Source organism: Pseudomonas sp. KH_024_B2 (assembly GCF_057839965.1).
Map to the genome: position 1 here is coordinate 2,997,827 of NZ_CM174502.1, position 20,079 is coordinate 3,017,905.

Below are 20,079 nucleotides of genomic sequence, written 5' to 3' on the forward strand. Positions count from 1 at the left end.
GCTCATTCCTCTTTGAAGGCCGCAAGCAAGCGTTCGCGCAGTGGTTTCATCAGGTAATTCATCAAGGTGCGTTCGCCCGTGACCACCGTGACATCGGCGAGCATGCCGGGGCGCACCAGCAGGCCGGCGGCCTGCAGCGAGGCGACGGTGTCGGCGGGAATCTCGACCTTGGCGGAGAAGTACGGCTGGTGCGTCTGTTCATCGATCAACTGGTCCGCCGACACCGTAGTCACCGTGCCGGTGACTGTCGGCGTATCCACCCGTTGCAGGGCGGTGAAATGCACATGCACCGGCAGACCCGGGCGCAATTTATTGGCCATCAGCGGCTCGAAACGCGCGGTAATCGCCATCGGCGCATCCAGCGGCACCACCTGCATCAGGGTCTGTCCGGCCTGGGCAACGCCCCCGACCGTATGGATGCTCACGTCCATGACCTGCCCGGACACTGGCGCCCGGATAGCACCGTTGTCGACTTCAAACTGCAACGCACGAATCTGATCGGCATAACCTGCCGCCTCGGCAGAGACCTCGCTGAGCCGGGTTTCGGCATCGCGGCGGAATTCCTGTTGCGCCTGCAGGGCCTTGAGCCGGCTTTCGTTGATCGCCTGGCGGGTCCTGCCGACATCGCCCACGCCAGAGGCAATCTGCCCAGCCAGTTGGGCCGCGTTGCGCTCGGCCTCGAAGAGTTTGTTGCGCGGAACGTAGCCTTCACGGGCCAAATCACGCAGGCCTTCGAGTTCTTGTTGATGAAAGCGCATCTGCGCGTCGTAGTTGCGTTTGACGCCTTCGTAGCCAAGCAATTGCTGCTGCAACGCCGCGGCTTCGTGTTCGATGATCTGCAAGCGGCTGCCCAGCTCTGCGCGGCGAGTCAGAAACAACTGGCTCTGCAAGGCCATGGCCGCCTTGACCCGCGGCTCGTCGGCATGTTCCAGCAGTTCAGCGGGCCATTGGATCTCGGCAGAACCCAGGCGCTCGGCAATCAATCGCGCCTCGACGCTGCGATCGTTGAGCAACTTGCCCAAGGTCACGTCCAGTTGCGACTGCGCCTGCACCGTATTGAGCTGCACCAGCAACTGCCCCTGGGTGACGCGGTCGCCATCGCTGACCAGCAGCTTTTCCACCACCCCGCCGACCAACGACTGCACAGCCTTGCGCTCGCCCGCCACCACCACGGTGCCGCTGCCCACGACACCCTGGTCGAGCGGCGCCAGGCAGGCCCAGAGCAGGAAGCCGCCCAGCGTCAGGACCAGGAAACCCACACCATAGCGTGCCGCACCGCCGGCGTCGGTACTGGCGCTGGGCAGCGTTGTGGTGCTGCGCACGCTCAGGCCTTGCTCGGTTTGTGCCCCAGGGGTCAGATCATGCATCTTCGCCAGCCTCCCTGACCGCGTCCGGTCTAGGCCCCGGCATCAATGCCTTGAGCACCCGATCCCGTGGACCGAATGCTTGTTGAGTGCCATCCTTGAGCACCAGGATGTGATCGACCACCGCCAGTACATTAGGTCGGTGGGTAATCAGCACCACGGTGCTGCCAGCAGCCTTGAGCGCACTGATGGCCTGCACCAGCGCCAGCTCGCCGGCTTCATCGAGGTTGGAGTTGGGCTCATCGAGCACGATCAGCGACGGGCGCCCGTAGAGCGCGCGGGCCAGGCCGAGGCGTTGCTTTTGTCCGCCGGACAAGCCAAGCCCGCCGGGGCCCAGCGGCGTGTCGTAGCCCTTGGGGAACCTCAGGATCATCTGGTGAATGCCAGCGTGACGCCCGGCGGCGATGATCTTGTCGGCGTTCTGTTCACCGAAGCGGGCAATGTTGTCGGCCACACTGCCGTCGAACAGCTCGATGTCCTGCGGCAGGTATCCGAGGTGTGGGCCCAGGGCGTCGTGGGACCATTGGCTGATCTCGGCGTCGTCCAGGCGCACCGACCCGCCCATGGCCGGCCATACCCCGACCAGCGCCCTGGCCAGTGTCGATTTACCACTGGCGCTGGGGCCGACAACGGCAAGCACATCACCTTTGACCAGGCTGAAATTGATGCCCCGCAGGATCGGTTGCGAGGCACCGGGCGGGCCCACATACAACTGTTCCAGGCGCACCGCGCCGGTGGGCGGCGGCAAAGGCATGCGCAGATGCTCACGCGGGTGCTGGGCAAGGAGTTGGCTCAGGCGCTGGTAACTCTGGCGGCCGGAGTTGAATTGCTTCCACGAGCCAATGGCGATTTCCACGGGCGCCAGGGCACGCCCCAATAGCAGCGACATGGCGATCATCATGCCCGCCGACAGTTGGCCTTCGAGCACCAGCAACGCGCCCAGACCCAGGGCCAGCGACTGCCCGGAGATGCGCACGAAACGGGTCGTCGAAGTGATACGCGTGCTGCGATCGCTCGCATGGGCCTGGGCGGCAATGATGCGTTGCTGCAGCAGGCTCCAGCGCTGGCGCAACGGCCCGAGCATGCCCAGGGCCTGAATGACTTCGGCATTGTGTAACGTGCTGTTTACATAAATCGACGACTGCACGCCCAGCTGATTGGCTTCGCCCAGACGCGCTCGAGTCGCCAACTCACCCCACAGTGCCAGACCGATCAGCACCAGGGCGAGAACCAGCGTCAGCACGCCGAACCAGGGATGAAAGATGAACGCCACCAGCAGGAAGATCGGCAGCCAGGGTGCATCGAGCAAAGCGATCAGGCCCTGGCCGGTGATCAACTGCCGCAGCGTCGCCAAATCGGTGAGCACCTGCGCCGGGTTGGCGTTGTGCTCGCGCAGGCTGCGGGCGAAGGCGGCGTCGAAAATCCGCTCGCCCAGGGCATCGTCCAGCCCCGCGCTCATGCGAATCATCACCTCGCCGCGTACCCACTCGATCAGGGCACTGAACATGAACAGTCCCAAGGCGATCAAGGTGAGCATGAACAAGGTGGTTTCGTTGCGGCTGGTGAGGACCCGGTCGTACACCTGCATCATGTAGAGCGACGGCACCAGCACCAGCAGGTTGATCACGCCACTGAACAGCGCCAGCGACCAGAACACCCGGCGATAGCTTAATAAAGCGGCATCAATGTCATGACGCGGATCGAGAAGCAAACCCATAGAATGTCGCCCGCAAAAGGAAAAGTCGGTCCAGGACGCAATCCATCGCAAGCGTTTTGCCCTAAGGCATTGGAGAAAACACTAAACGTAGCCTGACGTGCCGCTATCAGAGACGATCCTCGTCGCTACAGAAGCCAATTACTGACAACGCAACCTCGGGTTAGTGCCGGTTCGACGGGCCGGGTTTTCATGTGGGTGACGGGCGGGAATGTTGCACAGCGCCACGATCGCTTGTCGCTCGACCTCGCTCAACGCATTGCGCAGCACTGGTCGTACGGTGGTCCATCGGCCTCGATAACGTCTGCTTCGGTCCATCGCTGCTATTGGGTAAGCAGGCTCCATGAACAGGGGGTTATGAACAGATGAGATCGATGAAGCGTAGGGGGCGAGCATTCGGACTGGGGCACGAAATCTCATGAGCATTCAACATTGCCCATAAGTTAAACGACAGGCTATGTCAGATTCAGAGAACTGTTTAAGGGCCTGGCTACCCAGTGCCCGTGTGAGCAACGTGAAATATACAGAATGCCTTGAACATCCATAACGTTATGATTTTAAAGGATTAATTATTTGATCTGCTTAAGCGCCCCTCGCGTGGACCTGTAAATGGCCGGAATTTTCGTGCTGGGTATATTGTTGATTACTACACCTCTGACGAAATTCCGTTTATCAATCAGTGATTTTCCGGCCATCTAGTGGCCTGTACGGTTAATTCATTAATCTATTTTTTATCGCCCCCAGCTTTGCCTTATGCACCGAACTGATGATGGTCTCAGCGGTTTTGTTCCACTTGAATGGTTTCGCTGAGTGCTCGTTGTGCACTTCAATAAACTGGCGGATGGTTGCCTTCAAATCGGTGACGCTGGTAAACGCCCCTCGATACAGGGCTCGTCTTTCCAGTTGAGCGAACCAGCCTTCCACGGCGTTCAACCATGAGGCGCTGGTCGGCGTGAAGTGCAGCTTGAAGCGGGGATGCTTCTCCAACCACTGCTTGATCGCGACGGTCTTGTGGGTCGAACTGTTGTCCAGGATCACATGCAGATCCAGTTCGGCGGGCGTACTGCGATCAATCTGTTGCAGGAAGGCCAGAAACTCCTTGGCCCGGTGACGCTGGGTAATCCGCCCGATGACCTTGCCCGTCAAGATGTCAAAAGCAGCGTACAGACTTGCCGTCCCGTGGCGTTTGTAATCGTGGGTTCGACGCTCGATTTGGCCCGGACGCAGTGGCAACATCGGTTGAGTACGATCCAGTGCCTGGATCTGGGTTTTCTCGTCAACCGAGAGCACCAAGGCGTTATCCGGCGGGTTCAGGTAAAGCCCGACCACATCGACCACCTTGTCGGCAAAAAGGGGATCGTTGCTGATCTTGAACGTCTTCAGGCGATGCGGCTTGAGGTCGGAGGCGGCCCAGACCTGCCGAACTTGCCACGTGGTGACCTGCGCGTACTTGGCCATCAGGCGCACACTCCAATGCGTCGCCTCACGAGGTACGCGCTGGGTGGTCAGCGTCAGAATTTCCTTCATCTTTTGGGCGCTGAGCTTATGCGGCTGGCCGCTGCGAGGCAGGTCGGTCAACCCTTCAATCCCGGCCTCCAGGTAGCGCTTGCGCCATTTGAAAACCGTCGGCGGCGTTACCTGCATCTGTTCGCTGATCGTTTTGGGTGTCAAACCATCGGCCAGGAGCAGCAGGATTCGCGCGCGTTGTGCGAGGTTCTGCTTCAAGGTGCCCATCCGTAGCCAGCCCTGCAAAGTGGCGAGATCGGAGGAGGTTAGAGCAAAGGGAGAAGTGGGACGGGCCATGCGCATAATCAATCCATGACGTTGGGCCCGCAGTATATCTCCACTGTTCATTTAGATAAATTAATTATCCGCACGGAACACTAGGCACACTTTGTTTGATCCTCAATCCTCGGTATCCCGCGTGGACTGAGGCCCTCTGGGTTTTCACCTTAGGAATAATCCATACGCAATGAATAAAACGGTTTGTTGTTTTTCCGGCTATTGACTGCTGTCAACGCCGAGTGATCTCAATACGCGACATTGGACATTTTAGTCGGACAAAACAACGCCCCCTCAAAAAGTCGTCAGACTCATACGAGTTGCACTTTATCGCTTTACAACTCTCATCGATAAAAAACTCGTTCGAGCCACACGGATTCTGGACTTGGCCAAGCCGTCGGTACTGAGTCTGAAATCATCGTACACCGCCCCTATCTATAGGCTGCACACGAAGTATCTGTATTAATCAGCAGAACCGGACTGAACGCAAGGACATCATTGAACTGCGTCATCACGGAACTATCAGCGATGAGGTGCTGCGAGAGGTAGAGCAGGTCCTGGACATGCGCAATGCTCGCCAACGTGCCGAACCGGACAGGCCTCATTCACCTGTGCACCGATAAGCCCCAGGTGTACTGCCTGTCCACCCCCGAAACGCGCGATGGAATACTGCGTTGGAGTCAAAGCCTAATCCCAAAGCAATTTGGGTGATCGAGAGACCCGTGTGAATCAGCTGCTGCACGGCGATATCTCGACGTAAGGCGTCCTTGACCAGCTGGTAGCTAGTACCCTCCTCCTTAAGCCTGCGGGTCAATGTGCGAGTGGACATAAGCAGCGCACTGGCAGCGCCCTGCAAACTTTCATCGTGCTTCAGGTTCGACAGTAAGTATTGGCGCACCTGCTGAGCCACCAAACGCTCTTTCAACGTGGTGAACAACCAGTAGCGCGGGGCGGCCTTAAGAAAGGGCATTAGTTCGGCCTTATTGCGGCGAAACCTCCGCTCCCCCCACTCAACGTCAAAACAGAGTGTTGTACAGGGTTGCTGGAAGCTGATCGGCGCAGAGAACATGTGCATGTACTCCGAGGCATACACCGGCCGTGGAAAGGAAAACATTACGCTGCGCAGAGGAATTTCCTGCCCAATCAACCATGACGCAACACCATGAGCCAGCTTCATCATTAACTCATGGCCGAAGCGCTGTAGCTTGGCGGTGCTGTCACGTGCTTCGAGGGAAATCACAATCCTGCCCGAGTCTTCGGTGTAACCGAGCTGGTAGTCATCAAGCAACAAGTTCCAGAATCGAGTGAAACGGTACATGGCGTTGGAAAGGGAACTCGCGTCAAGAAGGCTCAAGCACAAGTACTTGAGCGTGCCACTGCGAATGCGCCTGGACCATAACCCCATCATTTCGTCGCCACTGCCCACGGCCACTTGCTGGTACAAGCGCACAAACTGATCGTAGGTCACCCTCGCGTCTGGCGTTCCCAGCAAGTGTTGGGCGATACCAGCTGCAGTGACAAAACCCTGCATGTCGGTGCGGCTACAGATACTGGTAGCCCCCTGTAACAGTCCCTGGACAAAGGTCATAGACAAGGTGTTATCCACCGGATGATCCACGCGTCCCCACTCCCCTGCGCATCGCCAGACTGGCGTGATATGCAAATAAATCGGCGTATCGGGTTATTTCAAGCCCGATAAGTAGCTGGTTAAGCTAAGGCTCAATCGACACCGATCGCAACCCGGACCCAGAGCCATATCAAAACACAAGTGACAGGTAATACAAGCCAATCAGGAACTGCAGCACCCAGCCCCGATCGTGCCGGCTCCGGTTTGCTCAAACGCCACCGCGATACTTCCCGGGGTGCGCAGGACGAGTACGGCGAACTGGGGTTGACCGCCAAGTTGCGCGCCTCCAGAAGCGTGCTGAAACTCGGTACCTTGCAACCCAAGGTGCCGACCCTCCTGGCCAACGACTCACGGTTGTTGCCAAAGACCTTCAAGGGCGGCCAGCTGACTTCGCTGGAGCTCGAAGGCCTGACCCTGGATGCCGGCCGGTTGACCCAGGTCAACCAGCGCGATTCATCGGACTATCAGGACATGGCCATCACCACCACGGGCGTGAAGAACATCCGCACCCGCCATGTCAGCAGCGATCGGTTCGATTTCGCCGGCCTGAACTACAAGTGGAACAGCAACCTCAATACCGGCTACAGCTACGGCCATCTGGACAACCTCTACAGCCAGCATATGGTCAACCTGACTTTCCTATTGCCGGTGACCCAGGGACAGTCGTTCAAGAGCGATCTGCGCTTTGCCCGCTCCACCGACGATGGTGGCAGCAACGTCGACAACCGGGCGCTGGGTGCGATGTTCACCTACAACCTCGGTGGTCACGCCCTTGGTCTCGGCTATCAGCGCATGAGCGGTGACACCGGCTTTGCCTACGTCAATGGCAGCGATGCGTTCCTGGTGAACTTCGCGCAGATCGGTGACTTCGCCAACAAGGACGAGAAGTCCTGGCAGGCCCGCTACGACTACAACTTTGCCGCGATTGGCATCCCCGGGCTGACCTTCATGACCCGCTACATCAACGGCTCCGATATCGACCTGGGCAACAACCGTCCAGAGGGCAAGGAGTGGGAACGCGATACTGATATCGGCTATGTGTTCCAGAGCAGCACACTGAAAAACCTCGGGGTGAAATGGCGCAACTCCACGGTGCGCTCGACCAACTTCGGCAGCGACCTGGATGAAAACCGCCTGATCGTCAGCTATAGCCTGCCTATCTGGTAAACAACTGGGCTCATCCAGTTAACGAACGCACCAGGGACGCGGCGCTTGCAGGCCACGCCCCGCGCTTTCCTTCATATGGCCAATATCCCCCAAGCGTACTGCATAGCCTAAAACGATCCCTGCATCGAACAAGTTTGGCGTGATATGCAAATACATAGGCGGATCAGGTTATTTCAGCCCGATACCTCACTGGCTAAGCTAGAGCTGTAGCAATAGTTAAAGCGACCTTGACCAAGAGACACCATTAAACAGATCACAACACAGTGGCAGGTAATGCAAGTCTGCCGCTAACCGAAACACTCTATCCAGCCGTCCAAAAGACTACTCACTAATAAAAACAATGGAGACTTAACCATGCTGTTACATGGCGGAATGATGAACCAACCTCTTCTCATTTCTTCGATCATCAGCCACGCGGCGCGTAACTCCGGTAGCCATGAAGTGGTGTCGCAGCTTGCCGATGGCAGTCTCCATCGTTACACCTATGTCACCTGCGAGCAGCGCAGCAAACTACTGGCCGGTGCTCTGCTGGAGCTGGGAGTATGTCAGGGTGATCGCGTGGCCACACTGGCCTGGAACGGCTATCGCCATCTGGAAATCTACTACGGTGTCTCAGGGCTCGGCGCGGTCTGTCATACCATCAACCCCAGGCTGCATCTGCAACAGATTGTCTACATCATCAATCATGCCCAGGACGTCGCGGTGTGTTACGACATCGGCTTCGCGGCGCTGATCGCTCAGATCACCGGGCAATGTCCAAGCGTGCGTCACTGGATCGCGCTAACCGACGTCGACCCTGCCGAAGGTTCTCTGAGTTACGAGGCATTGCTTCGCCAGGCCAACGCCCTCGAGCACTGGCCCGAGTTCGATGAGAACACCGCTTCGGGTCTGTGCTACACCTCGGGAACCACCGGGCAACCCAAGGGCGTCCTGTACTCCCACCGCTCCACGCTGCTCCAGGCATACGCCGCCTCTCATCCCGACGCGATGGGGATCTCCGCACACGACGTGGTAATGCCGCTGGTACCCATGTTTCACGTCAACGCCTGGGGACTGCCCTATACGGCGCTAATGGCGGGTTCCAAGCTGGTCCTGCCCGGTAGCCGGCTGGATGGCGCATCTCTGCAAGCACTCTGTGACGGCGAAGGCGTGACCTTTTCAGCAGGCGTGCCTTCAGTCTGGCAGGGCTACATCGAAACCCTGCAGGCCAGTGGTCAGCGACCGCGGACCCTGCGCAGAGCCTACATCGGAGGATCAGCCTGTCCGCCAGCGATGTTCAGCGCACTCCATGAGCTAGGCGTCGATGTCACTCACTCCTGGGGCATGACCGAAGTGTCGCCCCTGGGAACGGCTTGCCGCCTGCTGCCCAAGCACGATGGCGAGGACAATCAAAGCAGAACCCGGGTGTTGGCCAAGCAGGGACGCGAGTTGTTCGGCATCGAAATGCGCACGGTCGATGAAGTTGGCATAGCCCGGCCCCGAGACGGACAACAGCCAGGCAACCTTATGGTGCGTGGCAATTGGGTGGTCCGTGATTACTACCAGAGCGACTCAACGGCGCTGACCGAAGGCTGGTTCGACACCGGTGACATGGCCACCATCGACGAAGACGGGTACCTGCTGATCACCGACCGCTGCAAAGATGTCATCAAGTCTGGTGGCGAGTGGATCTCCTCCATCGACCTGGAAAACATCGCCATGGCCCATCCCAAAATACACATGGCCGCCTGCATTTCCTGCGATCACCAACGCTGGGGTGAACGCCCTCTGCTGGTCGTTGTTGCCAAGCCTGACACGCAAGCCGATGCCGCTGAGTTGTTGGCTTTCTTCGAACACAAGGTTGCCAAATGGTGGATACCCGATGACGTCCTGTTCATCGAGGACATGCCCCTGACCGCCACCGGCAAGCTGTTCAAACTGGCCCTGCGCGAGCGGTATCGCGATCACTACGAGCGCCAGTCATCGACTGGCGGCGATACACAGAACCCTCCCCTGAACCAGGCACAAGCCTGACCCATCACTGCTATCTGGAGTCTGTATGAACGAGCCCTTCCTGAAAATCGAACTGCGCGGCACCATCGCGATCGTCACGCTCAATCGTTCACAGAAACGCAACGCGTTGGATGAACAGGCGATTGCCGCCCTGGATGATTTCTTCTCCACGGTTCCAACGAGCGTGCGCGCCATCGTACTGGCTGCTGCGGGCCCACATTTCTGTGCCGGCCTGGACCTTAAAGAACACCATGACAAAGAGCGCTCGGCGATTGATTTCATGCGTGTATGTCAGGCGTGGCACCGCGCCTTTGACAAAATTCAGCATGGCGGCATCCCGGTGATTGCGGCCATGCAGGGGGCGGTTGTCGGCGGTGGGCTGGAACTCGCTGCCGCTGCCCATGTGCGGGTGGCAGATTCCACCACCTACTTCGCTCTACCCGAAGGCCAACGCGGTATTTTTACCGGGGGTGGCGCCACCGTGCGCGTGGCCCGGATCATCTCCGCCAACCGGATGGTCGAGATGATGCTGACTGGACGCGTACTCGACGCCCGCGAGGGGCATCGGTTGGGTCTGGCCCATTACCTGTGCGAGCAAGGCCAGGATGTGCTCGAACAGGCCATCGAGTTGGCCCAACGTATTGCCTCGAACGCCGCGCTGTCCAACTACGCCATCGTCAGCTCAATCAACCGCATTGCCGACATGTCCTCAACTGACGGTCTCTTCGCCGAGGGCTTGATGGCTGCGGTGGTCCAGACCGGACACGATGTTCAGCGGCGTCTCGGAGATTTCGTCGAGAAGCGCACCGAAAAAGTTAGAGTCTGAGCCCGTTCAGGGCCGTCATGCATCACCTGCCACCGTCGTGGCAGGACCATAACAAAAAACTCCACCCGATCACCTCTCAGGTATTAAGGAGCGGCAGCATGTCATCGAACCTCGTTTATCAGAAGATCCGCGAAAACCCTCGGTATCACTCCCTGGTGCTGGGCCGCAGCCGACTGGCCTTTACCTTTAGCGCCGTGGTACTGGGCCTCTACTTCCTGTTCATCGCTTCGGTATCGTGGCAACCGCAACTGCTGACACATGTGCCCTTGAGTAGCGGCAGCCTGACCATCGGAATCTGGGCTGCATTAACCCTGATTGTCGGTTCATGGTTGCTGACAGGCCTATACGTGCTGCGCGCAAATAACGAGTTCGACAAGTTGACCCAGGCGCTGCTTGAGGAGGTACGGCCATGAAGCTCATCACTCGGGTAACGGTATTCAGCCTACTCTCCGCCGTCAGCTTCGTGGCGGTTGCGCAGGCCTCGCTTCAGAGCACCCGCGCTCCTAATATTACGGCGATTGTGATCTTCCTGGCTTTCGTTATCACCACGATAGGCATCACCTACTGGGCTGCCGGGCGCACACGCTCGACGGCCGACTTTTATACGGCGGGGGGTGGAATCAGCGGTGTGCAAAACGGCTTCGCGATTGCTGGGGATTACATGTCGGCGGCGACTCTGCTCGGTGTTTCAAGCATGGTCTTCAGCACCGGTTTCGACGGCATGATCTATTCCGTCAGCGCATTTCTGGGTTGGCCGTTGATCATGTTTCTGATGGCTGAGCGACTGCGCAACCTTGGACGCTTCACCCTCGCCGACATCATCTCCTACCGCCTCGACCCGGTGGGCACACGGGTGTTTTCAGCCTGCAGTTCGCTGATCATCGTCTGTTTTTATCTGATCGTCCAAATGGTCGGCGCCGGTCAGTTGATCAACCTGTTGTTCGGGCTCGATTACGAGGTCGCGGTCATCTGCGTCGGCGTGTTGATGGTGGTCTATGTGACATTCGGCGGTATGGTCGCCACGACCTGGGTGCAGATCATCAAGGCTGTCCTGCTGCTCGGCGGCGGCCTGTTCCTGACGCTGCTGGCATTCAAGCACTTTGGCTTCAGCCTGGAGCGCATGGTGGACAGCGCGGTTGCCAGTCACCAGAGCGGTAGCGCAATACTCGGGCCGTTGAAGTTCGCCAGTGATCCGCTCTCCATCATCTCGATGTGTCTGGGTCTGGTGTTCGGGGTGGCAGGCCTGCCGCATATCATGATGCGTTTCTTTACCGTTCCGGATGCCAAAGCAGCGCGCCAGTCGGTTTTTGTGGCCACTGGTTTGATCGGGCTGTTCTTCATCGTGGTCTGCGTGCTGGGAATGTCGGCGATCAGCATCGTCGGACAACAACCGAGATTCTTCGAACAGGGGATTATAGGCGGCACGCTACTCGGTGGCGGCAATATGCCAGTCATGCACCTGGCCCAGGCTCTGGGTGGCGACCTGATGTTTGGGTTCCTGGCCGCCGTGGCCTTCGCCACCATCCTTGCCGTAGTTTCCGGTCTGGCCCTGGCCGGTGCTTCAGCCCTCTCCCATGACCTGTATGCCAATGTCCTGTGCAAGGGAAATTCCTCCAGCCGCAATGAAATGCGTGTCAGCCGCTGGGCAACACTAGGTCTGGGCATAGTCGCCATTGCCTTGGGGATTGTCTTCAAAGGTCAGAATGTGGCGTTTCTCGTTGCGCTGACATTTGGCATCGCCGCCTCATCGAATTTCCCGATACTGCTGCTGGCCATGTATTGGCAGGGATTGACTAGCCGGGGAGCCATTTGTGGCGGCCTGGCCGGCCTTATCAGCTCTGTTGCCTTGGTCGTGCTGTCTCCCGGTGTCTGGGTCAAGGTGCTGCATCATCCCGAAGCCATCTTTCCTTTCGACTACCCCGCGCTGTTCTCGATGCCCTTGGCCTTCGGTATCGCCTGGGTAGTCTCGTGCCTTGATCGTAGCCCAGCTGCAAACCTTGAAAGAACCGCGTTCGAACCGCAGAGCGTACGCGCCGAAACTGGCTGGGGCGCCAATCAAGCGGCGCAACATTGACTATCTGAACGACCTCCAAGGAGTTACCGATGAGCTATCAAGCCCCGGTTAAAGAGATGCGCTTCGTCATCAATGAGTTGGCAGACCTGGCCGCCATCGCCCGGCAACCTGGAATGGAGGACGCAAGTCCCGATGTGGTGCAGGCGGTGCTCGATGAGTCGGCGAAATTCACTACGGAGGTGATTGCACCACTCAATCATGCTGGCGACGTTCAAGGGTGCCGGTTGATCGCAGGCGAAGTCATCACCCCTTCTGGCTTCAAGGAAGCCTTCGCCCGGTTTGCCGCCAGTGGTTGGCAGGGGCTGGCGCACCCCACCCGATTTGGTGGCGCAGGGCTGCCGAAACTGGTCAGCACGGCCTGCAATGAAATGCTCAATTCAGCCAACATGTCCTTTGCTCTGTGCCCACTGTTGACCGATGGCGCGATCGAAGCCTTGCTAACGGCCGGCAGCAAGGAACAGCAAGATTACTATTTGCCACCACTGATATCGGGAGAATGGACCGGCACCATGAACCTGACCGAACCCCAGGCAGGCTCGGATCTGTCCCTCTTGCGCAGTCGTGCCGAACCCATTGGCGATGGTCGCTATCGCGTATTCGGTAGCAAGATTTTCATCACCTATGGGCAGCACGATATGGCGAGCAATATCGTGCATTTGGTGCTGGCACGCGTACCCGGTGCGCCGGAAGGCGTCAAAGGCATTTCCCTGTTTGTGGTTCCCAGGTTCCTGCACGATGCGGACGGCCATCTGAATCTGCGCAACGACATAGAGTGTCTGAGCCTGGAACATAAGCTGGGGGTTAGAGCCAGCCCCACGGCCATCCTGCAGTTTGGCGATCATGGCGGTGCGATCGGTACCTTGATCGGCGAGGAGAACCGCGGCCTGGAATACATGTTCATCATGATGAACTCGGCGCGTTATGCCGTCGGCATGCAAGGCGTAGCCATCGCCGAACGTGCCCGACAGCAAGCGACTGCCTATGCGCGGGTACGCGTCCAGGGCCGAGCATTGGACAGTAGCCATGGAACCATTGCGATCATTGAGCATCCCGACGTCAAGCGCATGCTCCTGGACATGCGCGCTTTGACCGAAGGCGCCCGGGCAGCCGCCTATGTGACTGCAGCTCATAGCGACCTGGCGGCACATCATGCAGATCCCCGGCAACGACGGCAGCATCAGGCACTCTATGAGTTCCTGGTACCGATCATCAAGGGCTGGTGCACCGAAATGGCCCAGGAAGTGACCAGCCTGGGCATACAAGTCCATGGTGGCATGGGCTTCATCGAGGAAACCGGCGCAGCTCAGCATTTCCGAGATGCGCGGATTTTGCCGATTTACGAAGGAACCACCGCCATTCAAGCCAATGATCTGATCGGTCGCAAGACGGTGCGCGATCAAGGCGCAGTGGCGCGGTCGCTAGCCAGACACATTGAGGAAACCGAGAACCAACTGCTCGCCAGTGGCAACCCGGATGCTCGGGCTGTTCACGGTCCGTTGCGCCAGGCTCGATTGGCCTTTGAGGCAGTGGTGGACTATGTGGTTGAACACCATCGTAGTTCAGCACAGGCGGTCTACGCCGAGGGAGTCGCTTACCTGACACTGTGCGGGATATTGGTCAGTGGCTGGCAACTGGCGCGCGCCCTGCTGATTAGCGAGCCACGACTCGCCGAAGACCAGAGCTTCTACGGCGCAAAAATCGTCATCGCTCGATACTTTGCCGGGCACCACCTCACGCGGGCAGCAGCATTGCGCGATTGCGTGCTGTACGGCGGCGAAACGGTAAATCGTTTAGCGGCCGATGATCTCTAACGCTAGCAAGGTTCTGCAGCGCATCAATATCGGCCTACTGCCCCACTTCTACGTACCGGCGGGAAACTTCATCGGTTAAGACCTGGCTACCCCAGGACATCAAAATGAGAGAAAAATAACAATGGCTACTATCCCCCATTTGATTCACGCAGAGCGCATCGTCGGCAGCGTGCGGACTTGCAAGGTATCCAACCCCTCCACCGGCGAGGATATCCGTACGCTCGGGTTGGCTGACCGCGAAACCGTGCAACAGGCCATCGACTCCGCCAAGCTAGCCTTTCCAGCCTGGCGCAATACGCCGCCGGCCAAGCGTGCCCAGGTGATGTTCCGCTTCAAGCAACTGCTTGAGCAGAACGAAGCACGTATCGCTCAGTTGATCAGCGAAGAGCACGGCAAGACCCTGGAAGACGCTGCTGGCGAACTCAAGCGCGGTATCGAGAACGTCGAATACGCCTGCTCGGCTCCGGAAATCCTCAAGGGTGAGTACAGCCGTAACGTCGGCCCGCGTATCGATGCCTGGTCAGATTTCCAGCCTTTGGGTGTGGTTGCCGGCATTACCCCGTTCAACTTCCCGGCCATGGTCCCGTTGTGGATGTATCCGCTGGCGATCGTCTGCGGCAATTGCTTCATCCTCAAACCCTCCGAACGTGATCCGAGTTCAACGCTACTGATCGCCGAACTGCTGCATGAAGCCGGGCTGCCCAAAGGAGTGTTGAACGTGGTGCACGGCGATAAGGAAGCAGTGGATGCGCTGATTGAAGCGCCGGAAGTCAAAGCGCTGAGTTTTGTGGGTTCTACGCCGATTGCCGAATACATCTATTGCGAAGCGACCAAGCGCGGCAAGCGTGTACAGGCCTTGGGTGGAGCGAAGAACCACGCAGTGCTGATGCCGGATGCGGATCTGGATAACGCGGTCAGTGCCCTGATGGGCGCGGCTTACGGTTCGTGCGGTGAACGCTGCATGGCGATTTCGGTGGCCGTGTGTGTCGGTGACCAGGTGGCGGATGCGCTGATCAGCAAACTGGTGCCGCAGATCAAAGCCCTGAAAATCGGTGCAGGTACCAGTAGTGGTCTGGACATGGGTCCGCTGATTACCGGCGCACACCTGGACAAGGTAATCGGCTACATCGAAGACGGCGCGCAAGCTGGTGCTCAGTTGGTCGTCGACGGGCGCGGATTGAAGGTTACCGGTAACGAAGGTGGCTTCTTCCTCGGTGGCTGCCTGTTCGATCGCGTTACTCCGCAGATGCGCATCTATAAAGAAGAGATCTTCGGCCCGGTGCTGTGCATCGTGCGGGTGAACAGTCTTGAAGAGGCCATGCAACTGATCAACGAGCACGAGTACGGCAATGGCACCTGCATCTTTACCCGTGACGGTGAAGCAGCTCGATTGTTCTGCGATGAAATCGAAGTCGGGATGGTCGGCGTCAACGTACCGTTACCGGTTCCAGTGGCGTACCACAGCTTCGGCGGCTGGAAGCGCTCACTGTTCGGTGACCTGCATGCCTATGGCCCGGATGGTGTGCGTTTCTATACCCGTCGCAAGGCGATTACCCAACGCTGGCCACAACGTGCAAGTCTCGAGGCGGCGCAGTTCGCCTTCCCTAGCAACAGCTAGCAAGGAGTTGCCTCATCGGATAATAAAAACCGGTATAAGCTCAATGCCGGGCAGTGACTTTAAATAGGTTCTTCACGGAACCTCGGGAAACACAGCAACAAGAACGCCGATTTGATTGATGATGTCTGTGGGAGCAAACACATCTGACAAACCGGCGTTCTTATGCCAGATCAGGATGCGGTGCACCCTGGGCCGGATTGGCCCGCCCCATCGGCGCTCATTCGCCATCAGTTGCTTCACCGCGGCCCCGACACTTTCCGCCATCATCGGCCTGAGCGTCGGCGCCTGGATGGTCGACAACTATGGTTGGCGCACGGCATTCATTGCCATCGGAATGCCCGGACTGCTGCTGTCCTGCCTTCTGGCCTTCGTTGTACGAAATCCTTTGCGTGGCCGCTGGCACCTGAGCAGCAGCGGATGCACGGTATTGGCGTAGTGCCCGGCGCTATTCCAGTGCACGTGTTCGATCTGCTTCCCCAACAAAAGACCTTGTCCGCCTCGCCGGTCGGCTCGCCCAGTACCACGGCGGCTATGCTGGAATTCTGCGCACGTCATCAGATCCTGCCGCAGGTCGAGCACTTTCCCATGAGCCGGGTCAACGACGCCATCGATCACCTACGCAGTGGCAAGGCGCGCTACCGCGTCGTGCTGGACGCCAGCAAATGACCGACTGGCGCGTCGGGTAACGCCGCACGCGCCTTCTTACCGCTGCTACTACATTTGCCTTCGGATATGGCTTTCTCCACATGCAGCGCCTGCCAGAGTCGTTGGAGCTGCTTGCGATTGTGTTGCTTACCAGCGGTGTCGTGTGGGCGGTTGGCCGTCATCGCACACCTGCAAGCAAGGACCCGATCGTGGCCAAACCCTGATGCTGAAGCTCCTGCCCGAACCTAGCGCTTCGTCGTCCAGAGCGGATGGTTAGCCATTAGCGCTGTCCCCCACTCCACGAAGGCCCGCACCCTTGCAGACAAATGCCGCGTGTATGGATACACGAGGCTGATCGGCATGCTATCCAACTCCCAACCTGGCAGCACCTCAACCAGCTTCCCCGTCTGAAGATGTGAACTTGCCTCCGCGCGCGGAACTGCGACGATGCCAAGGCCGGCCAATCCGGCAGTAAGGTATGCGCTGCCATTGTTAAAGCGCATCGTCGGCAATTGTTCGATGGTAAAGCTGTCATCGCCTCGATGAAGTGTCGGGATTAGCTGCTTGCTTGAGGCGGGAAATGTGAATCCGATAAAACGATGTTGTAGCAAGTCGTCGGGCTTCAGTACCGGCGTCGAACTCAGCAGATAGTCAGGCGAAGAGCATAGGCAAAACCGCATCTGACCCACCGAACGACACACCAGGTCCTGGTCCGTGACCAAGCCGCCTCGAAAAGCACAGTCGATGCCTTCTTGCACGAGGTCAACCACACGTTCGCTACACCCAATATCCAGCTGAATCTGTGGATGTTGTGCCGTGAATTCCGGTAGTGATGGAATAACGAGGCATGTACCCACTGGAGAAGGCATCTCAACTCTCACCCGGCCACGTGCCACGCTTCGGCTCTGTGCAACTGAAGCCTCCAGCTCGTCAAGATCATCCAATACCGAACGCGCGCGTTCATAGTAGGCCGCGCCTTCAGTTGTCGGCGAAACCCTCCTGGTGGTCCTGTGCAACAGCTTCACGCCCAGTAGCGCTTCAAGGCCCTGAATCTGCCCGGAGATCGTCGTTTTCGCCACATTCAGCGCGTCAGCCGCGCCAGTGAAGCTTCCCACTTCGACAATGCGACAGAACGCGCGCATTGCTTCTAGCCGGTCGAAAGCCATTATTGTCCTGTTTTCCGCACAATTAAAACGGTAATCGCCAGCTTATCCGCAGTAGAACGTTTAATAAAGTGGCTCCAACGCCGTATGGGCATTCCCCTGGCCCGCCAGGGACACAGCCGGCTTTTGATTTCCAGCGAGGGGGCCAGAGGACGGGAAACCGCCTCTCTTTCAGGAAGTACCAGCCAACTTGGACGATCTGCATTGAATTCTGTACTTTCGGAATCCAAGAGAGTGGCCTCATAGACAACACTATCTCCAGCCCAACGTACACCACGTAGGTTTTCAGGAGATAACTCATGAACCGTTTAATTGTTAGCAGCATCAACGAAACCACTGATCCTCTGACATAAGGAAGTATGGGGTAACGATTTTGTTTTTTCACGCATGCTACTTGTTATCACCCTGAATCATATTTTATGGCTGCTTAATCAAGCCCGCCAATACCAAACCATTGGAAGCCTATACAATGAAAGCTTTGAACATCAAAAACCATAGCTTGTCGAAAAAGTTATCGATTGGAGTTAAAACCATGTCGATTGGTACCTACGGTACTTACTTTGCTCTCGCCATCATATACTTCTGGTTCGGCGGCATGAAATTCACGCATTATGAGGCCGAGGGATTGGTTCCACTTGTGAGCAACAGCCCTCTATTGGGATGGGTTTATGACATTTTCAGTGTCGATATTTTCTCTAGCTTGCTCGGAGTTCTGGAGATCTCGATCGGTGCTCTTATTGCAGGTCGCCTGCTATCACCAAAGCTTTCATTGATCGGTGGAACTTTGTCTGCCGGATTATTTTTCACTACGTTGAGCTTTATGTTCTCGACACCAGGAGTGGTTGAGCCCGGTCTCGGTTTCCCGGCTATTACGGTTGCTCCAGGCCAATTTCTCCTTAAAGACTTGGGATTGCTTGCTGCTTCTGTGTTCGTGGCGGGCCATTCTCTAACCGAGATGGAAACCCGTTAACTGATGGTTTTCCTCCAGGGGCGGTCTGAAGTAGTCCGATGTTTTCAGGCCCCCTCTCCTGTCAGGGATTTCATCCAGTCCCGAGGGCTGTAGCCCGTTTTGCGGCGAAACGCGCGAGCAAGAGCCGAGGGACTTTCATAACCGACCTCGTCGGCGATTAGCGTAATCGGCCGCCCTTCACGCAAGCGCTTTTGCGCCAGGCTGATACGCCAACTCAGAAGATAATCTGCAGGAGTCTGCCCTATAACGGATCGGAAATGCGCAGCATAGGCGGCGCGCGACATGTTCGACTCGCTCGCCAACTCTGCAACTGACCAAGCATGTTGAGGTGCGTTGTGCATCTGCACCAGCGAGCGCGCCAGGCGTAAATCGGCCAGACCGGCCATCATCCCGGTGCTCAACCCCTGATGGTCGAGCATATACCGCAACAGCTGTATGAGCAGCAGCTCAAACAACCGATCCATCACCGCCGCCCAGCCGCAATGCTCGGAGTTGGCTTCGCTGAACAACCATGCCAGCGTATCGGCCAGCATGGGCAGTTCATCCCGTGCCAGCACCAGGCGTTGGGGCAACGACACCAACAACGGGTTGTCGGAGCCACCGTCGAATGCCAGCGACGCACACACCAGCTGCGCACCGTCGGCTTCGCTGGCGACCAGTTGATGCGGGCTCGGGCGTGGCAGGAACACCAGGCTGGGTCGGGTAATAAGCACGTCGCGCTCGCCGGCGATACGCAAGGTGACGCTGCCCGCCTGCAGCAAGTGGATGCGGCCAAGCTGATCGGCACCATTGTATGACGCCACCCCGCGCAACCCTCCATTGTGGAACAGGCTCGCGCGGACACCGAACTGCAACAACAACGTAGACAAGCGATCCATACCGCCTCTCACGACTCATCACTGGACGACCTGCATCATAGCGTCGACTAGATGCACCAAAAAGGCTTCATGCCTGGAGAACACGAACATGAATAAAGTCATCATGTATACCACCAGCATCTGCCCATATTGCCGTAACGCGAAAGCTTTGTTGGCGGGCAAGAGCATCAAGGTGAAAGAAATCAACGTCGAGGCCGACCCCGAGCGATTTCACGAAATGATTGTAAGAAGTGGCCGACGCAGTGTGCCGCAGATCTTTATTGGCGAGCACCATATCGGTGGCTTCGATGACATGGCAGCACTTGACCGCAAGGGGCAGCTCGACGCTCTGCTGGGAAACTGAGGGATGGGCACTTCAGCGGCGAAATTTTTCTCATCCTCTCAAAGGCAACTAGAGTAATGATTTGAGGGGCAACCGCCCATCATGCTCCAAACCGCCGAGGCTTTC

The 20,079-nt window shown here is 57.9% G+C and carries 14 protein-coding genes and 3 pseudogenes; 11 read left to right on the forward strand and 6 right to left on the reverse strand.

What is annotated here, in order from left to right:
• Nucleotides 1-2: 2 nt before the first annotated feature.
• The 4 genes from AC3I0A_RS14060 to AC3I0A_RS14075 all read right to left on the reverse strand — a co-directional run bounded on the left by AC3I0A_RS14060 (nucleotide 3) and on the right by AC3I0A_RS14075 (nucleotide 6,478).
• Nucleotides 3-1,367: an HlyD family type I secretion periplasmic adaptor subunit gene (locus AC3I0A_RS14060; protein ID WP_489372453.1), complete on the reverse strand. Its 1,365-nt coding sequence runs from the start codon at nucleotides 1,365-1,367 to the stop codon at nucleotides 3-5.
• The gene (locus AC3I0A_RS14065; RefSeq protein ID WP_489372454.1) at nucleotides 1,360-3,081 is read right to left on the reverse strand and encodes a type I secretion system permease/ATPase; all 1,722 of its coding nucleotides are present in this window, start codon (nucleotides 3,079-3,081) and stop codon (nucleotides 1,360-1,362) included. The genes AC3I0A_RS14060 and AC3I0A_RS14065 overlap by 8 nt, the downstream gene beginning before the upstream one ends.
• 708 nt (nucleotides 3,082-3,789) lie before the next feature.
• Nucleotides 3,790-4,881: an IS630 family transposase gene (locus AC3I0A_RS14070; protein WP_489372455.1), complete on the reverse strand. Its 1,092-nt coding sequence runs from the start codon at nucleotides 4,879-4,881 to the stop codon at nucleotides 3,790-3,792.
• Between the two features lie 580 nt (nucleotides 4,882-5,461).
• Entirely contained in the window at nucleotides 5,462-6,478 is a 1,017-nt protein-coding gene (locus AC3I0A_RS14075) for an AraC family transcriptional regulator (RefSeq protein ID WP_489372457.1), read from the reverse strand.
• A gap of 189 nt (nucleotides 6,479-6,667) precedes the next feature.
• On the opposite strand from AC3I0A_RS14075, the pseudogene AC3I0A_RS14080 reads away from it, so the two are divergent.
• From AC3I0A_RS14080 to AC3I0A_RS14120, 9 genes and pseudogenes are all read left to right on the forward strand, one after another.
• Nucleotides 6,668-7,654: pseudogene (locus tag AC3I0A_RS14080) on the forward strand (OprD family outer membrane porin); the annotation flags it as partial.
• Nucleotides 7,655-8,029: 375 nt separating this feature from the next.
• Nucleotides 8,030-9,667, forward strand: coding sequence for a long-chain-fatty-acid--CoA ligase (locus tag AC3I0A_RS14085; RefSeq protein ID WP_489372459.1), 1,638 nt, complete (start codon nucleotides 8,030-8,032; stop codon nucleotides 9,665-9,667).
• Nucleotides 9,668-9,692: 25 nt separating this feature from the next.
• Nucleotides 9,693-10,472 (forward strand): crotonase/enoyl-CoA hydratase family protein, encoded by a 780-nt coding sequence (locus AC3I0A_RS14090; protein ID WP_150804923.1) that lies wholly within the window; start codon nucleotides 9,693-9,695, stop codon nucleotides 10,470-10,472.
• A gap of 98 nt (nucleotides 10,473-10,570) precedes the next feature.
• Nucleotides 10,571-10,885, forward strand: coding sequence for a DUF485 domain-containing protein (locus AC3I0A_RS14095; protein ID WP_489372460.1), 315 nt, complete (start codon nucleotides 10,571-10,573; stop codon nucleotides 10,883-10,885).
• Nucleotides 10,882-12,546 carry a cation/acetate symporter ActP gene (gene actP / locus AC3I0A_RS14100; RefSeq protein WP_489372462.1) on the forward strand — a complete coding sequence of 555 codons (1,665 nt, stop codon included), beginning with the start codon at nucleotides 10,882-10,884 and terminating at the stop codon, nucleotides 12,544-12,546. The genes AC3I0A_RS14095 and actP overlap by 4 nt, the downstream gene beginning before the upstream one ends.
• 29 nt (nucleotides 12,547-12,575) lie before the next feature.
• A complete protein-coding gene (locus AC3I0A_RS14105; RefSeq protein WP_489372464.1) occupies nucleotides 12,576-14,357 on the forward strand; it encodes an acyl-CoA dehydrogenase in 1,782 nt (593 codons plus the stop codon).
• 121 nt (nucleotides 14,358-14,478) lie between these two features.
• Nucleotides 14,479-15,975, forward strand: coding sequence for a CoA-acylating methylmalonate-semialdehyde dehydrogenase (locus AC3I0A_RS14110; RefSeq protein WP_489372465.1), 1,497 nt, complete (start codon nucleotides 14,479-14,481; stop codon nucleotides 15,973-15,975).
• Between the two features lie 202 nt (nucleotides 15,976-16,177).
• Nucleotides 16,178-16,390, forward strand: a pseudogene (locus AC3I0A_RS14115) (MFS transporter); the annotation flags it as partial.
• A pseudogene (locus AC3I0A_RS14120) lies at nucleotides 16,390-16,641 on the forward strand (alcohol dehydrogenase); the annotation flags it as partial. The pseudogenes AC3I0A_RS14115 and AC3I0A_RS14120, both read left to right, overlap by 1 nt.
• Nucleotides 16,642-16,865: 224 nt before the next feature.
• Here the strand turns inward: AC3I0A_RS14120 and AC3I0A_RS14125 are convergent.
• The gene (locus tag AC3I0A_RS14125; RefSeq protein WP_489372466.1) at nucleotides 16,866-17,786 is read right to left on the reverse strand and encodes a LysR family transcriptional regulator; all 921 of its coding nucleotides are present in this window, start codon (nucleotides 17,784-17,786) and stop codon (nucleotides 16,866-16,868) included.
• Between the two features lie 466 nt (nucleotides 17,787-18,252).
• Between AC3I0A_RS14125 and AC3I0A_RS14130 the strand changes: the two genes are divergently transcribed.
• On the forward strand, nucleotides 18,253-18,753 hold the full coding sequence (locus tag AC3I0A_RS14130) for a YkgB family protein (protein ID WP_489372467.1): 501 nt from the start codon (nucleotides 18,253-18,255) through the stop codon (nucleotides 18,751-18,753).
• Between the two features lie 44 nt (nucleotides 18,754-18,797).
• Here AC3I0A_RS14130 and AC3I0A_RS14135 read toward each other — a convergent pair whose 3' ends face one another.
• A complete protein-coding gene (locus tag AC3I0A_RS14135; RefSeq protein ID WP_489372469.1) occupies nucleotides 18,798-19,631 on the reverse strand; it encodes a cupin domain-containing protein in 834 nt (277 codons plus the stop codon).
• A gap of 88 nt (nucleotides 19,632-19,719) precedes the next feature.
• Here AC3I0A_RS14135 and grxC point away from each other — a divergent pair, with 88 nt between their 5' ends.
• Nucleotides 19,720-19,974, forward strand: a complete 255-nt coding sequence (gene grxC, locus AC3I0A_RS14140; protein WP_489372470.1) for a glutaredoxin 3 — start codon at nucleotides 19,720-19,722, stop codon at nucleotides 19,972-19,974.
• Nucleotides 19,975-20,079 lie beyond the last annotated feature (105 nt).

Excerpts from the sequence above, each read along its gene's own strand:
- AC3I0A_RS14060 (WP_489372453.1), bottom strand. The coding sequence starts at position 1,367 with ATGCATGATCTGACCCCTGGGGCACAAACCGAGCAAGGCCTGAGCGTG.
- AC3I0A_RS14065 (WP_489372454.1), bottom strand. The coding sequence starts at position 3,081 with ATGGGTTTGCTTCTCGATCCGCGTCATGACATTGATGCCGCTTTATTA.
- AC3I0A_RS14070 (WP_489372455.1), bottom strand. The coding sequence starts at position 4,881 with ATGGCCCGTCCCACTTCTCCCTTTGCTCTAACCTCCTCCGATCTCGCC.
- AC3I0A_RS14085 (WP_489372459.1), top strand. The coding sequence starts at position 8,030 with ATGAACCAACCTCTTCTCATTTCTTCGATCATCAGCCACGCGGCGCGT.
- AC3I0A_RS14090 (WP_150804923.1), top strand. The coding sequence starts at position 9,693 with ATGAACGAGCCCTTCCTGAAAATCGAACTGCGCGGCACCATCGCGATC.
- AC3I0A_RS14095 (WP_489372460.1), top strand. The coding sequence starts at position 10,571 with ATGTCATCGAACCTCGTTTATCAGAAGATCCGCGAAAACCCTCGGTAT.
- actP (WP_489372462.1), top strand. The coding sequence starts at position 10,882 with ATGAAGCTCATCACTCGGGTAACGGTATTCAGCCTACTCTCCGCCGTC.
- AC3I0A_RS14105 (WP_489372464.1), top strand. The coding sequence starts at position 12,576 with ATGAGCTATCAAGCCCCGGTTAAAGAGATGCGCTTCGTCATCAATGAG.
- AC3I0A_RS14110 (WP_489372465.1), top strand. The coding sequence starts at position 14,479 with ATGGCTACTATCCCCCATTTGATTCACGCAGAGCGCATCGTCGGCAGC.
- AC3I0A_RS14125 (WP_489372466.1), bottom strand. The coding sequence starts at position 17,786 with ATGGCTTTCGACCGGCTAGAAGCAATGCGCGCGTTCTGTCGCATTGTC.
- AC3I0A_RS14130 (WP_489372467.1), top strand. The coding sequence starts at position 18,253 with ATGAAAGCTTTGAACATCAAAAACCATAGCTTGTCGAAAAAGTTATCG.
- AC3I0A_RS14135 (WP_489372469.1), bottom strand. The coding sequence starts at position 19,631 with ATGGATCGCTTGTCTACGTTGTTGTTGCAGTTCGGTGTCCGCGCGAGC.
- grxC (WP_489372470.1), top strand. The coding sequence starts at position 19,720 with ATGAATAAAGTCATCATGTATACCACCAGCATCTGCCCATATTGCCGT.